Raw genomic sequence first — 13,291 nt, 5'->3', positions numbered from 1 at the left:
GTCCAGTAATGGCACTGCTCGATGTCAACGACCTCTCGGTCACGTTCGCTCGGCGTGGGCAGCGCACCGTGCACGCGGTGGACGGGGTGTCCTTCTCGGTGGACGCGGGTGAGGTGGTCGGCCTGGTCGGCGAGTCCGGCTGCGGCAAGAGCGTCACCTCGCTGGCCATCATGGGTCTGCTGCCCAAGCAGCCCGGCCTGCGGGTCGGCGGCAAGGCGGTCTTCGACGGCACCGACCTGCTGCAGCTCGACGGCCGGTCTCGCCGCGACATTCGCGGCCGGGAGATCGCGATGATCTTCCAGGATCCGCTGTCCTCCCTGAACCCGGTCATCCCGATCGGCCTGCAGGTGACCGAGGTGCTCACCCGGCACCGGGGGATGAAGGGTGCGGCCGCCACCAAGGAGGCCGCCGCGCTGCTCGACCGGGTCGGCATCCCGGACCCGCGGCGGCGGCTCAAGGAGTATCCGCACCAGCTCTCCGGCGGCATGCGGCAGCGGGCGCTGATCGCCATGGCGGTCGCCTGCCAGCCGCGGTTGCTGATCGCCGACGAGCCGACCACCGCGCTGGACGTCACCATCCAGGCGCAGATCCTGGAACTGCTCAAGGACCTGGTCCGCGACTCCGGCACCGCACTGGTGATGATCACGCACGACCTCGGTGTGGTGGCCGGCTTGTGCGACACCGTCAACGTGCTCTACGCCGGCCGGGTGGTGGAGACGGCCACCCGCCGTCCGCTGTTCCGCCAGCCGCGGCACCCGTACACCGAGGGTCTGCTCGGTTCGGTGCCCCGCCTGGACGTCGGCCGCGGCGAGCGCCTCAACCCCATCCCCGGGTCGGTGCGCGACGTGCTGGCCTGGCCGGACGGTTGCGCGTTCGCCCCGCGATGCGCCCGGCGCGTCGACGAGTGCGTGGGGGAGCCGCCGGAGTTGGTGCTCGCCCACGACGGGCGCAGCTACCGCTGCGTCAACCCGGTACCGGTGCCGGGCCTGTCCGCGCAGGCCGACGTGCGGGCGACGACGCCCACGACGACCGCGCCGGACGCGGTCCCGGCGCAGGCCGAGCCCGCCGACCCGCCCGCCGTGCCGGGATTCGGGCCGGCTCCCCGCGAGGAGGAGACCCTGTGAGCGACAACGACATCCTCGTCGAGGTCCGCGACCTGAAGGTGCACTTCCCGATCCGGCGGGGCGTGTTCTTCGACCGGACCGTCGGGCACGTCAAGGCGGTCGACGGGGTGGACCTGGCCATCCCGCGCGGCAAGACGTACGGGCTGGTGGGCGAATCGGGCTGCGGCAAGTCCACGCTCGGCCGGGCGCTGCTCCAGCTCACCCCGCCGACGAGCGGTGAGGTGCGGTTCGACGGCGTCGACCTGGTCGCGTTGCCCGCCGGGAAGCTGCGGTCCATGCGCCGCCGGATGCAGATGATCTTCCAGGATCCGATGTCGAGCCTGGACCCTCGGCAGAACGTCGAGTCGATCCTCACCGAGGGGTTGCAGGCGCACGGCATCGGCGGCGACCGCGGCGAGCGCCGCCGGATCATCGGCGAGACCCTCGACGCGGTGGGACTGCCGAAGTGGGCGCTGTCGCGGTACCCGCACGAGTTCTCCGGCGGGCAGCGGCAACGCATCGGCATCGCCCGCGCGCTGGTCCTCGGCCCGGAGCTGATCGTCGCCGACGAGCCGGTCTCCGCGCTCGACGTGTCGATCCAGGCGCAGGTGGTCAACCTGCTCGACGAACTCCAGGAAAGCCTCGGCCTGACCTATCTGGTCATCGCGCACGACCTGGCGGTGGTGCGGCACATCTCCGACATGGTCGGCGTGATGTACCTGGGTGCGCTGGTCGAGGAGGCGCCGAGCGACCGGCTCTACACCGAGCCGCTGCACCCGTACACCCGGGCGCTGATGTCGGCGGTGCCGGTCCCGGACCCGGACGTGGAGGACCGACGTGAGCGGATCCTGCTCGCCGGGGACCTGCCGTCGCCGGCCAACCCGCCGTCCGGATGCCGCTTCCACACCCGGTGCCCGTGGGCCCAGCCGACCCGCTGCGCGGACGAGCGACCGGAACTGCGCGTGATCGGCGCCAGCCGGGTGGCCTGCCACTGGGCCGAGCCGATCGCCGCCGGGGAGCTTCGCCCGCACGAGGTCGTCGCGACGGTCACCCGCCCGGAGGGCGAAGGCGAGGAACCGGCCGTGGTCTCCGCCCCCAGCGAACCCGGCTCGTACGTCTGACCGACATCGGCGGGTCCCCGCCCACCCGGGCGGGGACCCGCCGAAAGCCTCACCCCTCGGGGCGGTTGAGCAGGCCCACCGCGATCGTGTGCACGGCGTCCACCGCGGCCGGATCGGCCAGTGGGGCGGAGCCGCCGGTGACCGCGTACCACTCGTCGGCGTCCTTGTACTGCACCCGCAGGGTCACCGTGCCGCCGGTGTGCTCGGTGCGCAGGGTCAGTTCGCCGGTCACCACGCCCACCTCGTCGGTCATCACCCCGCCCGGCCCGGCGGTGACATCCGTGCTGCGGGCCACCGGCCCGTCAGGCGTCGCGCCGGCCGGGGTCGGGCCGCCCGGGGTGGTCTGCGGCGCGGGCGTGTCGCCCGCCCCGGTCACGGCTTGCTCGCCCATGTGCAACCCTCCAGCATGTCCGTGAGGGCGGCCTTCTCGGCACTTGTCACCGTCAGCCGCCAGTGGTGCTTGACCGCCACCCAGTCCGCCGCGTACTGACACCAGTACGACCGGTTCGCCGGCTTCCACTGCGACGGGTCCTGGTCACCCTTTGCCCGGTTGGAGCGCGCGGAAACCGCGATCAACTGCGGCCGGGTCAGGTCGTTGGCGAAGTCACCGCGCTTCGAGTCGTCCCACTCGGCCGCACCGGTACGCCACGCGGCGGCCAACGGCACGGTGTGGTCGATGTCCACGTCCGACGGGTCGGTGAGCGTCACCCCGTCGTAGACGCTCTCCCACCGCCCGCCGACCACGTTGCAGCCGGAGAGCTTGATGCCCTCCCCGTCCTTCTGCAACACGCTGTCGCGTACGTCGCAGTTCTTTCCGGTTCCCCGCCAGTGCGGGAAACGCGACCGGCTGTAGCCCTTCATCGACCCGGCTGCCGCCACGGTCAACTGGCCGAGCTGCTGGTTGACGTTCCCCGACGCGCTCGGCGGCGCCTCCGGCTCGGTGACTGAGCCGTCACATCCGGCCGCGCCGAGGGCGAGCACCGCGGTCAGCGCGGCGGCCAGCCCGGCTCGGACTCCTGATCTCGTACGCACAGACGACACCTCTCCAGCTTGCGGGCTCCGGGCGAGTCCGCACAGTACCCGGCGGCGCTTTTCGCGATTCGTGCCGTCAGGCACGAGGTACGGGCAGAGTGGTGAACCGTGAGCACACCCGCCTCCCCACTGCGCACCGGGACCGCCGCCGGGCGCGGCACGCTGCTCGCCGCGGTCCTCGCCTCCGGCATGGTGTTCCTGGACAGCACCGTGGTCAACGTGGCGCTGCCCCGCCTCGGCGCTGAACTCGACGCCACCGTCGCCGGACTACAGTGGACGGTGAACGGCTACCTGCTCATGCTGGCCGCGTTCGTGCTGCTCGGCGGCGCGCTCGGCGACCGGTTCGGCAGGCGGCGGGTCTTCCTGCTCGGTGTGGTCTGGTTCGCGGCGGCGTCGATGCTCTGCGGGCTGGCCCAGGGCACCGGCTGGCTCGTCGCCGCCCGGTTCCTCCAGGGGGCGGGTGGGGCGCTGCTCACCCCCGGCTCGCTCGCCGTGCTCCAGGCCAGCTTCCACCCCGACGACCGGGGCCGGGCGATCGGCACCTGGTCCGGGCTGTCCGGGGTGGCGACCACGCTCGGGCCGCTGCTCGGCGGCTGGCTGATCGACGCGCTGTCCTGGCGGTGGATCTTCTTCGTGAATCTGCCGTTCGCCGTCGCGGTGGTGCTCGCCGCGCTGCGCTGGGTGCCGGAGAGCCGGGACGAGAGCGTCTCGCGTACCGGTGAGGGCCGGCGGTTCGATATGGCCGGCGCGCTGCTCGGCGCGCTGGCGCTCGGCGGTGTCACGTACGCGCTCATCGACGCCCCGGCGCGTGGCGACGGCTCACCGGCGGTGTTGGCCGCGGCGGTGCTCGGGGTGGTGGCCGTGGTGGTGTTCGTGCTTGTCGAGCGGCGGCGCGGCGACACCGCGATGCTGCCCACCGGCCTGTTCGGCAGCCGACTGTTCTCCGTGCTGAACGTCTTCACCGTGGTGGTGTACGCGGCGCTCGGCGGGTTCACCTTCTTCCTCGCCGTCTACCTGCAGAACGTGGTCGGCTGGTCGGCGCTGCTCACCGGTCTGTCCACCGTGCCGATGACGCTCCTCCTGCTTGTCGGCTCGCCGCGCGCCGGCGCGCTCGCCGCCCGGATCGGCCCCCGGCTGCCGCTGGCCGTCGGCCCGGTCGTCGCCGCCGGCGGCCTGCTGCTGCTGCGCCGGGTCGGGCCGGGCGCGTCGTACTGGGTGGACGTGCTGCCGGGCGTGGCGTTGTTCGGCATCGGGCTCACGCTCGTCGTCGCGCCACTGACCACGTCGGTGCTCGGCGCGGTGTCGGACCGGTTCGCCGGGGTGGCGAGCGGCTTCAACAACGCCGCCTCCCGGGCCGGTGGGCTGCTCGCGGTGGCCGCGCTGCCGCTGCTGGTCGGGCTCTCCGGCACCGGGTACGAGCAGCAGGGTGCGCTGGCCGACGCGTACCGGGGGGCATTGGCGTGGTGCGCCGGCCTGCTGCTGGTCGGCGCCGCCCTCGCCACCGTGCTCATCCACCGCCCCCGGGGGGAAGGAAGGGCCCCCTCTTAACGCCTCCGGTAGAGGAAGGGACCCTTGTTAACAGTCGGGCCATTCGGGCGCGGATGTTAAGAAGGGCCCCCTCCTATGCAGAATGCGTTAAGAGGGGGCCCTTCCTTGCACCTCAGGTGCGGGTGCGGTTGACCGCGCTCGTGACCGCCTTGATCGAGGCGGTCACGATGTTGGCGTCCACCCCGACGCCCCACACCGTCCGGCCGTCCACCTCGCACTCCACATACGCGGCGGCCTGCGCGTCCTCACCTGAGGACAGCGCGTGCTCGTGGTAGTCGAGCACCCGTACCGCCACGCCCAGGGACTGCAGCGCGTTGACGTACGCGTCGATCGGGCCGTTGCCGACCGCGGTGAGCGACCGGGGTTCGCCGGCGAAGTCGATCCGGGTGTCGATCTCGACCTTCCCGTCGACGGTGCCGATGGTGTAGCCGGTCAGCGTGACCGCCGGGTCGACCTGGTGGCCGACCAGGTAGTTGCGGGCGAAGATCTCCCACATGGCACCCGGCTCGACCTCGCCGCCGTCGTGGTCGGTGACCTGCTGCACCACGCCGGAGAACTCGATCTGGAGGCGGCGCGGCAGGTCGAGCTGGTGCTCGGTCTTCATGATGTACGCGACGCCGCCCTTGCCGGACTGCGAGTTGACCCGGATGACCGCCTCGTAGGTGCGGCCCAGGTCCTTCGGGTCGATCGGCAGGTAGGGCACGGCCCAGGTGAAGTCGTCGACCGGCACCCCGGCGGCCTCGGCGTCGAGGTGCAGCGCGGCGAAACCCTTGTTGATCGCGTCCTGGTGGGAGCCGGAGAACGCGGTGTAGACCAGGTCACCGGCGTACGGGTGGCGTTCGTGCACCGGGAGTTGGTTGCAGTACTCGACCGCGCGCTTCACCTCGTCGATGTTCGAGAAGTCGATCATCGGGTCAATGCCCTGGGAGAACAGGTTCAGCCCCAGCGTGACCAGGTCGACGTTGCCGGTGCGCTCGCCGTTGCCGAACAGGCAGCCCTCGATCCGGTCGGCGCCGGCCAGCAGGCCCAGTTCGGCGGCGGCCACGCCGGTTCCCCGGTCGTTGTGCGGGTGCAGGCTCAGCACCAGGCTGTCCCGCCGGGGCAGCCGCCGGTGCATCCACTCGATCGAGTCGGCGTAGACGTTCGGCATCGCCATCTCGACCGTCGCCGGCAGGTTGATGATCAGCTTCCGGTCCGGCGTCGGGTCGATCACGTCGATGACCGCCGAGCAGACCTCCAGCGCGTACTCCAGCTCGGTGCCGGTGTAGGACTCCGGCGAGTACTCGTAGTGGATGTCGGTGTCCGGGGTGTGGATCTCCGCGTACTTCTGGCACAGTCGCGCGCCCTGGGTGGCGATGTCGGTGATGCCGTCGCGGTCCAGGCCGAAGACGACCCGCCGTTGCAGCGTCGAGGTCGAGTTGTAGAAGTGCACGATGGCCCGGTGTGCGCCGCGCAGGGACTCGAAGGTCCGCTCGATCAGGTGCTCCCGACACTGGGTGAGCACCTGGATGGTGACGTCGGAGGGGATCAGGTCCTGCTCGATCAGCTGCCGGACGAAGTCGTAGTCGGTCTGGCTGGCGGACGGGAATCCGACCTCGATTTCCTTGTAGCCCATCTGTACCAGGAGCTGGAACATCCGGCGCTTACGCTCCGGCGACATCGGGTCGATCAGCGCCTGGTTGCCGTCGCGGAGGTCGACGGCGCACCAGCGGGGCGCGGCCTCGACGCGGCGGGTCGGCCAGGCGCGGGCGGGCAGGTCGACGCGGAACTGCCCGTCGTACGGCACGTAGCGGTGGACCGGCATCCGGCTGGGGCGCTGGCGGGCGAACGGATCGGTCTCGGTGACAGGTTGAGCCATCTCGGAGTGCTCCCTGGAACATGTGGCGTCAGCAGATCGGACGGTGTCGGCGCGCTGCCGGGCGACGGTGCGCGGCGGTGCCGAGGAGAAAGATCGGATGTGCTGGACGGCGCGTTTCCACCCCGCGACGAGGTGCCGGCCGGTCAGGCCTCGTCGCGGCGGCCAAGGAGAAGGTACGCGCGCCACATGACAGGGTCACCCTACGTGGTGGGACGGGTGGTGGGAAGGATGGTCCGGACTATGGGATCGGCGTCACCACGTCGACGGACTCCGGCGCGACGCCCAGCCGGGGCGTGCGCTCCGCCCGGGCCACCACCGGCACGATCGCCAGCCCGACCAGGGCGAAGACGGCCGCCGCCGGGTACCAGCCCCAACCGCCGGTGCTCACGCCGAGGGCGGTCAGCGCCGCCGGGGCGATCAGGTACTGCAGCTGCGAGCCGAGCCCGAACGCGCCGACGTACGCGCCCCGCTGGGCGGCGGGTGGCAGCGTGGCGGTGAGCCCCCAGGCGCCCGCCGACTCGATCAGCTCCGCCAGGATGAGCAGGGTCGCGGCGGTCACCAGCACGATCACCGTGAGCAGCCCTCGGGTCGCGGCGGAGATCGGCAGGGCCACGCAGAACAGGGCGATCAGCAGCGCCCCCCGGCGGGACGCCCGCGCCGCGCCCGGCGCCGTGTCCGCGCCCCGGCTGGCCCGAACCTGGAACAACACGATCAGTACGGTGTTGAGCAGCACCAGCGCGGCGATGATCGTTTTCGGCGCGTCGGTGTGGGTGAGGATCCACAGCGGCAACACGGTCAGGTAGAGCGTCTGGTGCGCGGTGAGCAGCCCGGACAGCAGCGCGACGCTCATGAAGGGCCGGTCCCGCAGCACTGCCAGCCGGCTCATCGGTTCGGTCGGCCGGGCCACCCGCGGCAGTCGCGGCAGCCGGCCGACGAAGACGGCGGTCACCAGGTAGACCACGGCGATGAACCAGACCATCACGTGGTACGCCCAGATCGTGTCGACCGCGAGCACCAGGCCGCTGATCATCGCGCCCAGCCCGAAGCCGACGTTCAGCGAGGACCGTTGGTAGGCGAGCGCCGTCACCCGTTCCTCCGGGCGCAACACGTTGATCGAGTAGACCTGGCGGGCGGTTCTGGTCGCGGCGTTCACCCCGGCCAGCGCGAGCACCACCGCGAGGAAACCGGCGAAGCCGCCGACGAACGGGTACGCCGCGAACAGCAGGGCATCGAGCAGCATGCCGACGATCCACACCGGCTGCGGGCCGTACCGGTCGGTCAGCCCGCCCAACGGCACGGTGCCGAGCAGGGACGCCCCGGCGGCCAGGGACAGGCCGAGCCCCACCTGGGCCGGGTTGAGTCCCAGCGCCCGGGTGAAGAAGACCGCGCTGCCCGCCTGGAACAGGCCGTTGCCCACGGCGTACACCATGGCCTGCACGGCCAGGGCGCGGGTCAGCCCGGCCGGCGGTACCACGTCTCGGACGGCGGTGCGGATGTGTTCTCTGGCCCCCATGACCGGTGAGCAAAGCGTGCCCCCCACGCGCCGGTCGAGCCATTTAGTCTGAGCCGAATCCGCCGTCCGGGGGTGCGCGTCTGCGGGGCGGCGACCCCCGGGTCGTGTGCGCGGCCTACGACGTTTCCGGGCTCGGGGTGTCCTGTCCCACCGGCTCGCCCTCGGTCACCGCGCCGGCCAGCTCGACCGTGGCCGGCGCCGCGCCCGGCTCGCCGGCGAGCGTCAGGGTGCCGAATGCGGCCCGCACCCCGGCCGGCGTGCCGTCCTCCCGGAAGCAGTAGATGCCCACGTCCAGCGGCGCGTTCAGCGAGGCCGAGGTGGAGTCGACCGCGTAGCACCTGCCGGTGACCCCACGCAGCGGCGTGGCCGGTGCGACCGCGAGCGGCGCGCGTCGGTCGGTGAGCACCTCCAGCCAGTCGGTGAACGGGTGCTGCACCCGGGGATCGAGCCGGCGGGGCACCGCGTCGTCGGGGTCGCCGAGGCGTACGCAGGCGGCCGCCCGCGCCCAGCCGGCCGAGGGCAGCGCGCACTGGAACAGCCCGTCGGAGGTGCCGGCGAGGGAGACGTCCACCGTGCCGCGGTGCGCCCAGCCGGGCACGTCGACCCGCCAGCTGCCGTCGTTCGCGCTCGTCACCGTGACGGTGCGCGGGGCGCCGTCGGCCGGCGCGAAGGTGTACGTGGCGGTGAGGTGGCGGTCCTGCGCCGCGGCGGCCAGCCCGGCCAGCTCGTCCCGGGCGGCGTCGACCTGCACCGGCACCGGGTCGGCGGTGCCGGTGGGCGCGGGCTCCGGGTGGTCGTTGACGCAGGCGGCCAGCAGCGCCGGCAGGGTGAGGGCGAGCGCGCCGGTCAGTCGGCGGGCCGCGCGTCGATGAGCGTGCACCCGGCCATTCTGCGCCGTGTCGGCGGCCGGGGCAGCCCACCGTGCGGGTGTACCGCTTGGCGTGTCGCGTGGTCGGCGGGCCCGGGTGAGCCGGCCCACGCCGGGGCCGGATGGTGGGATCACCCGACCCGAGGCCGTGGCCCGACCGATAGGCTGAGGGGGTCTGACACGCGCGCCGCCGGACCGAGAAACCCGGCGGCGTCGGCACGCTCAGGGTCGTCGCTGGGAGGGAGTGCGCCGTCGTGGCACTCGTGGTGCAGAAGTACGGCGGGTCCTCCGTCGCGAACGCCGAGCGGATCAAGCGGGTGGCCGAGCGTATCGTCGCGGCGCGCAAGGCCGGTGACGACGTGGTCGTGGTGGTCTCCGCCATGGGCGACACCACCGACGAGCTGCTCGACCTGGCCAACCAGGTCAGCCCGCTGCCGCCCGGCCGCGAGCTGGACATGCTGCTCACCGCGGGGGAGCGGATCTCCATGGCGTTGCTCGCCATGGCCATCCACAACCTGGGCTACGAGGCCCGCTCGTTCACCGGTTCCCAGGCGGGCGTGATCACCACGTCGGTGCACGGCCGGGCCCGGATCATCGACGTGACCCCGGGGCGGCTCAAGGGCGCGCTGGACGAGGGCGCGGTGGTCATCGTCGCCGGCTTCCAGGGCGTGTCTCAGGACACCAAGGACGTCACCACGCTCGGCCGGGGCGGCTCGGACACCACCGCGGTGGCGTTGGCCGCCGCGTTGCGGGCGGACGTCTGCGAGATCTACACCGACGTGGACGGCATCTTCACCGCCGATCCGCGGATCGTGCCGAACGCCCGGCACATCACACTGATCACTTACGAGGAGATGTTGGAGCTGGCGGCCTGCGGCGCGAAAGTGCTGCACCTGCGCAGCGTCGAGTACGCCCGGCGCGCGGGCTTGCCGATCCACGTCCGTTCGTCATACTCGACCAACACCGGCACGATGGTCACCGGATCGATGGAGGACCTTCCCGTGGAACAGGCACTGATCACCGGGGTCGCCCACGACCGCAGCGAAGCGAAGATCACGATCGTCGGGGTGCCCGACGAGCCGGGCGCCGCCGCGAGCATCTTCGACACCGTGGCGGGCGCCGAGATCAACATCGACATGATCGTGCAGAACGTGTCCACCGAGGGCACCGGGCGCACCGACATCTCGTTCACGCTGCCCAAGGCCGACGGCCCGACCGCGATGACCGCGCTCAGCAAGATCCAGGAGGCGGTCAAGTTCAAGGGTCTGCTCTACGACGACCACGTCGGCAAGGTCTCGCTGATCGGTGCCGGGATGCGCTCGCACCCGGGCGTGGCCGCCGGCTTCTTCGCCGCACTCGGGGCGGCCGGGGTGAACATCGAAATGATCTCCACCTCGGAGATCCGGGTTTCCGTGGTCTGCCGGGACACCGACCTCGACAAGGCGGTCCGGGCCATCCACGACGCCTTCGAGCTGGGTGGTGACACCGAAGCCGTCGTCTACGCCGGGACCGGGCGGTAGCGGCGGATGGCGTCGTTGCCCACCCTCGCCGTGGTCGGGGCGACAGGTGCCGTCGGCACCGTGATGTGCCAGATCCTCTCCTCCCGCCGCAACGTGTGGGGTGAGATCCGCCTGCTCGCCTCCGAGCGCTCGGCCGGCCGGCAGGTGTCCTGCCGTGGCGAGGAGCTGACCGTCCAGGCCCTCACCGCCGATGCCTTCGACGGTGTCGACGTGGCGATGTTCGACGTGCCGGACGACGTCTCGGCCGAGTGGGCGCCGATCGCCGTGGCCCGGGGCGCGGTGGTGGTGGACAACTCCGGCGCGTTCCGGATGGACCCGGACGTGCCGCTCGTGGTCCCCGAGATCAACCCCGAGCAGGTGCGCCGGCGCCCCAGGGGGATCATCGCCAACGCCAACTGCACCACGCTGGCGATGATCATGGCGGTCGCTCCGCTGCACCGCGAGTACGGCCTGCGTGAACTGGTGCTCGCGTCGTACCAGGCGGTCTCCGGCGCCGGGCGGGCCGGGGTGGACGCCCTGCACCTGCAACTCGCCAAGATCGCCGGGGATCGGGTGCTCGGCTCGCGCGCCGGGGACGTCCGCCAGGCGGTCGGCGACGAGCTGGGCCCGTTCCCCGCGCCGGTGGCGCTCAACGTGGTGCCCTGGACGGGTTCGCTGGCCGACGACGGCTGGTCCTCCGAGGAACTCAAGTTGCGCAACGAGTCCCGCAAGATCCTCGGCCTGCGCGACCTCAAGGTCTCCGCCACCTGCGTACGGGTGCCGGTGGTGACCGGCCACTCGGTCGCCGTGCACGCGGTCTTCGCCACCGAGGTCGACGCCGAGAGCGCCCGTGAGGTGCTGCGCAACGCGCCCGGTGTGATCCTGGTCGATGACCCGGCGGCCGGGGAGTTCCCGATGCCCATCGACGTGGTCGGCACCGACCCGTCCTGGGTGGGCCGGATCCGCCGTTCGGTGGACGACCCCCGCGCGCTCGACCTCTTCGTCACCGGCGACAACCTCCGCAAGGGCGCCGCCCTCAACACCGCCCAGATCGCCGAACTCCTGGCCAAGGAACTGTCCCGCCCCTGACCACCCCGGCACGCGATCGTGCACCTGCCGCCCGGGTCGGGGTCAGGCGGCGGAGAGGTGGACGCCGTCCCGGCCGTGGCGTTTCACCCGGTAGAGAGCCTGGTCGGCGCGGTGCAGGGTGCGCTCAGGGCTCTCGCCGGGGCGGGGCAGGGCGATGCCGACGCTTATCGTCCGGCCGGTCTGGCGGGCCGCCGCCGTGAGCCGCTCGGCGATCCGTACCGCCTCCTCCGGGCGACTCACCTCGATCACGGCCACGAACTCGTCCCCGCCGGTGCGGTACAACTCGTCGCCGTGGCGCAGCGCCCCCTCCAGCGCCCGGGCCAGCCCCACGAGCAGCCGGTCCCCGGCCTGGTGGCCGTACGTGTCGTTGACGTCCTTGAACCCGTCCACGTCGATCGCCAGCAGGGCGGTACGCCCCGGTGTGGCGGTGGCGATGCGCTGCCCGAACGGACCGGTGTGCCGCAGCCCGGTGAGCGGGTCGGAGCTGGCCTGCTCGCGCAGCCGGGCGAGCGTACGCAGCCGGTCCAGGCAGGTCCACGCCTGCCCGGCGAGCAACTCGATCAGGTTGACCGTGGTCGGGTCGGGGCGCAGCAGCCGCTCGTCGGCGACCAGCAGGACGCCCCCACTCGACGGTGCGCCGACCGGCACCGCCACCAGCGTGTGCGCGCCGGCCCGGGTCAACGGCAGGTACTCCCCGGTGGGCGGGTGCCCCGCCTCACCCAGCGTGTACGCCGAGCCGTACCGGTGCGCCCGGTCGATCATCCGCTCCAGCGCGGCCGGCCCGGCGGCGGTCAGCTCGTCCCGGATGCGCGCCTCCAACTCGCCAGGGGTGTCGGTGGGCGCGCCGAGTCGGGGCCGGCGCCGGCCGGTGAGCACCAGCACGGCGGCGGACAGCCCGGACACGTCCCGGGCGGCGGACAGCGCGGCGACCATCAGGTCCCAGCCCGTGGGGGCGGCGGTGAACGCGGCGGCGTGCCGGAGCAGCTTCTCGCTGCGGCTCTCGGCAGGTGGCCCGCCGAGCGCGGCGATCCGTGCCCCGAGCCGGTCGGCCAGCCGTTCCGCGGTGTCCTGCCACGGCGCGAGCGTCACCGGTTCACTCCACTGGAGGTCGAGCACGCCGATCGGCCGGCCGTCCGGGTCGCGTACCGGCACGCAGATCTCGACTGTGACGTCCGGGCGTACCGGCAGGTAGTCGGGGTCGGCGCTGACGTCGGGGACGGCGGCGGCCTGGCCGGAGGCGTACACCCGCCGCACCACCGACGGTTCGGGGCGGGCCGGGCCGGCGACGGTCGCCGGCACGTGGGAGAAGACCTGCCAGGCGCCGGTGGCGGCGACGCATCGCAGCCGGTCGTGGACCCGCAGCAGGACGGTGGCGGTGGCCGGGGTGTGCCGGGCCAGCGCGGCGACGGTCCACTGGCATGCTTCGGCGACGGTGGACGCCGTGGGAAGGCGCACCGTGACATCGCGGAGGACTCGCTCGTGATCCACGTTGTTCCTGGTGGGAGAGGTGGTTTCGCGATCAAGAGTACTCAGCGCAGGGCCCGGCGACCCTCGTACACATGTGCTATCCACAGGTTGTGGACGCGGCCTGTGGACAGGATCGGGCCTGCGCGGCGAGGGCTCCCGGCGATAGCGTGAGGGCCCGGGCACCCGAGGAGGC

General features: G+C 72.5%; 11 protein-coding genes. 5 read left to right on the top strand and 6 right to left on the bottom strand.

Annotated features, from left to right (window positions below):
* Positions 1-8: 8 nt before the first annotated feature.
* Both ACLQ2X_RS15220 and ACLQ2X_RS15215 read left to right on the top strand, forming a co-directional pair.
* Entirely contained in the window at positions 9-1,124 is a 1,116-nt protein-coding gene (locus ACLQ2X_RS15220; RefSeq protein WP_425681655.1) for an ABC transporter ATP-binding protein, read from the top strand.
* Entirely contained in the window at positions 1,121-2,224 is a 1,104-nt protein-coding gene (locus ACLQ2X_RS15215; RefSeq protein ID WP_425681654.1) for an ABC transporter ATP-binding protein, read from the top strand. Before ACLQ2X_RS15220 ends, ACLQ2X_RS15215 begins: the two co-directional genes overlap by 4 nt.
* 49 nt (positions 2,225-2,273) lie before the next feature.
* Here the strand turns inward: ACLQ2X_RS15215 and ACLQ2X_RS15210 are convergent, their stop codons facing one another.
* Positions 2,274-2,699, bottom strand: coding sequence for a hypothetical protein (locus ACLQ2X_RS15210; protein WP_425681698.1), 426 nt, complete (start codon positions 2,697-2,699; stop codon positions 2,274-2,276).
* Entirely contained in the window at positions 2,597-3,256 is a 660-nt protein-coding gene (locus ACLQ2X_RS15205; protein ID WP_425681653.1) for an HNH endonuclease family protein, read from the bottom strand. Before ACLQ2X_RS15205 ends, ACLQ2X_RS15210 begins: the two co-directional genes overlap by 103 nt.
* Positions 3,257-3,364: 108 nt before the next feature.
* On the opposite strand from ACLQ2X_RS15205, the gene ACLQ2X_RS15200 reads away from it, so the two are divergent.
* Positions 3,365-4,804: an MFS transporter gene (locus ACLQ2X_RS15200; protein WP_425681652.1), complete on the top strand. Its 1,440-nt coding sequence runs from the start codon at positions 3,365-3,367 to the stop codon at positions 4,802-4,804.
* A gap of 112 nt (positions 4,805-4,916) precedes the next feature.
* Here ACLQ2X_RS15200 and leuA read toward each other — a convergent pair whose 3' ends face one another.
* The 3 genes from leuA to ACLQ2X_RS15185 form a co-directional block, all read right to left on the bottom strand.
* Positions 4,917-6,662 carry a 2-isopropylmalate synthase gene (gene leuA / locus ACLQ2X_RS15195; RefSeq protein WP_425681651.1) on the bottom strand — a complete coding sequence of 582 codons (1,746 nt, stop codon included), beginning with the start codon at positions 6,660-6,662 and terminating at the stop codon, positions 4,917-4,919.
* A 238-nt stretch (positions 6,663-6,900) separates the two neighbouring features.
* The gene (locus ACLQ2X_RS15190; RefSeq protein WP_425681650.1) at positions 6,901-8,175 is read right to left on the bottom strand and encodes an MFS transporter; all 1,275 of its coding nucleotides are present in this window, start codon (positions 8,173-8,175) and stop codon (positions 6,901-6,903) included.
* A gap of 115 nt (positions 8,176-8,290) precedes the next feature.
* Positions 8,291-9,055: a hypothetical protein gene (locus ACLQ2X_RS15185; RefSeq protein ID WP_425681649.1), complete on the bottom strand. Its 765-nt coding sequence runs from the start codon at positions 9,053-9,055 to the stop codon at positions 8,291-8,293.
* Positions 9,056-9,297: 242 nt separating this feature from the next.
* Here ACLQ2X_RS15185 and ACLQ2X_RS15180 point away from each other — a divergent pair, with 242 nt between their 5' ends.
* Positions 9,298-10,563, top strand: a complete 1,266-nt coding sequence (locus ACLQ2X_RS15180; protein ID WP_425681648.1) for an aspartate kinase — start codon at positions 9,298-9,300, stop codon at positions 10,561-10,563.
* Between the two features lie 6 nt (positions 10,564-10,569).
* Entirely contained in the window at positions 10,570-11,631 is a 1,062-nt protein-coding gene (locus tag ACLQ2X_RS15175; protein WP_425681647.1) for an aspartate-semialdehyde dehydrogenase, read from the top strand.
* A gap of 42 nt (positions 11,632-11,673) precedes the next feature.
* Here ACLQ2X_RS15175 and ACLQ2X_RS15170 read toward each other — a convergent pair whose 3' ends face one another.
* Positions 11,674-13,119, bottom strand: a complete 1,446-nt coding sequence (locus ACLQ2X_RS15170) for a diguanylate cyclase (protein ID WP_425681646.1) — start codon at positions 13,117-13,119, stop codon at positions 11,674-11,676.
* Positions 13,120-13,291 lie beyond the last annotated feature (172 nt).

The sequence above is a fragment of the Micromonospora sp. DT31 genome (assembly GCF_049841795.1).
GTDB lineage: Bacteria > Actinomycetota > Actinomycetes > Mycobacteriales > Micromonosporaceae > Micromonospora.
Note: the sequence above shows the minus strand (reverse complement) of the source record. Positions and strands in the feature narration are given on the sequence as shown.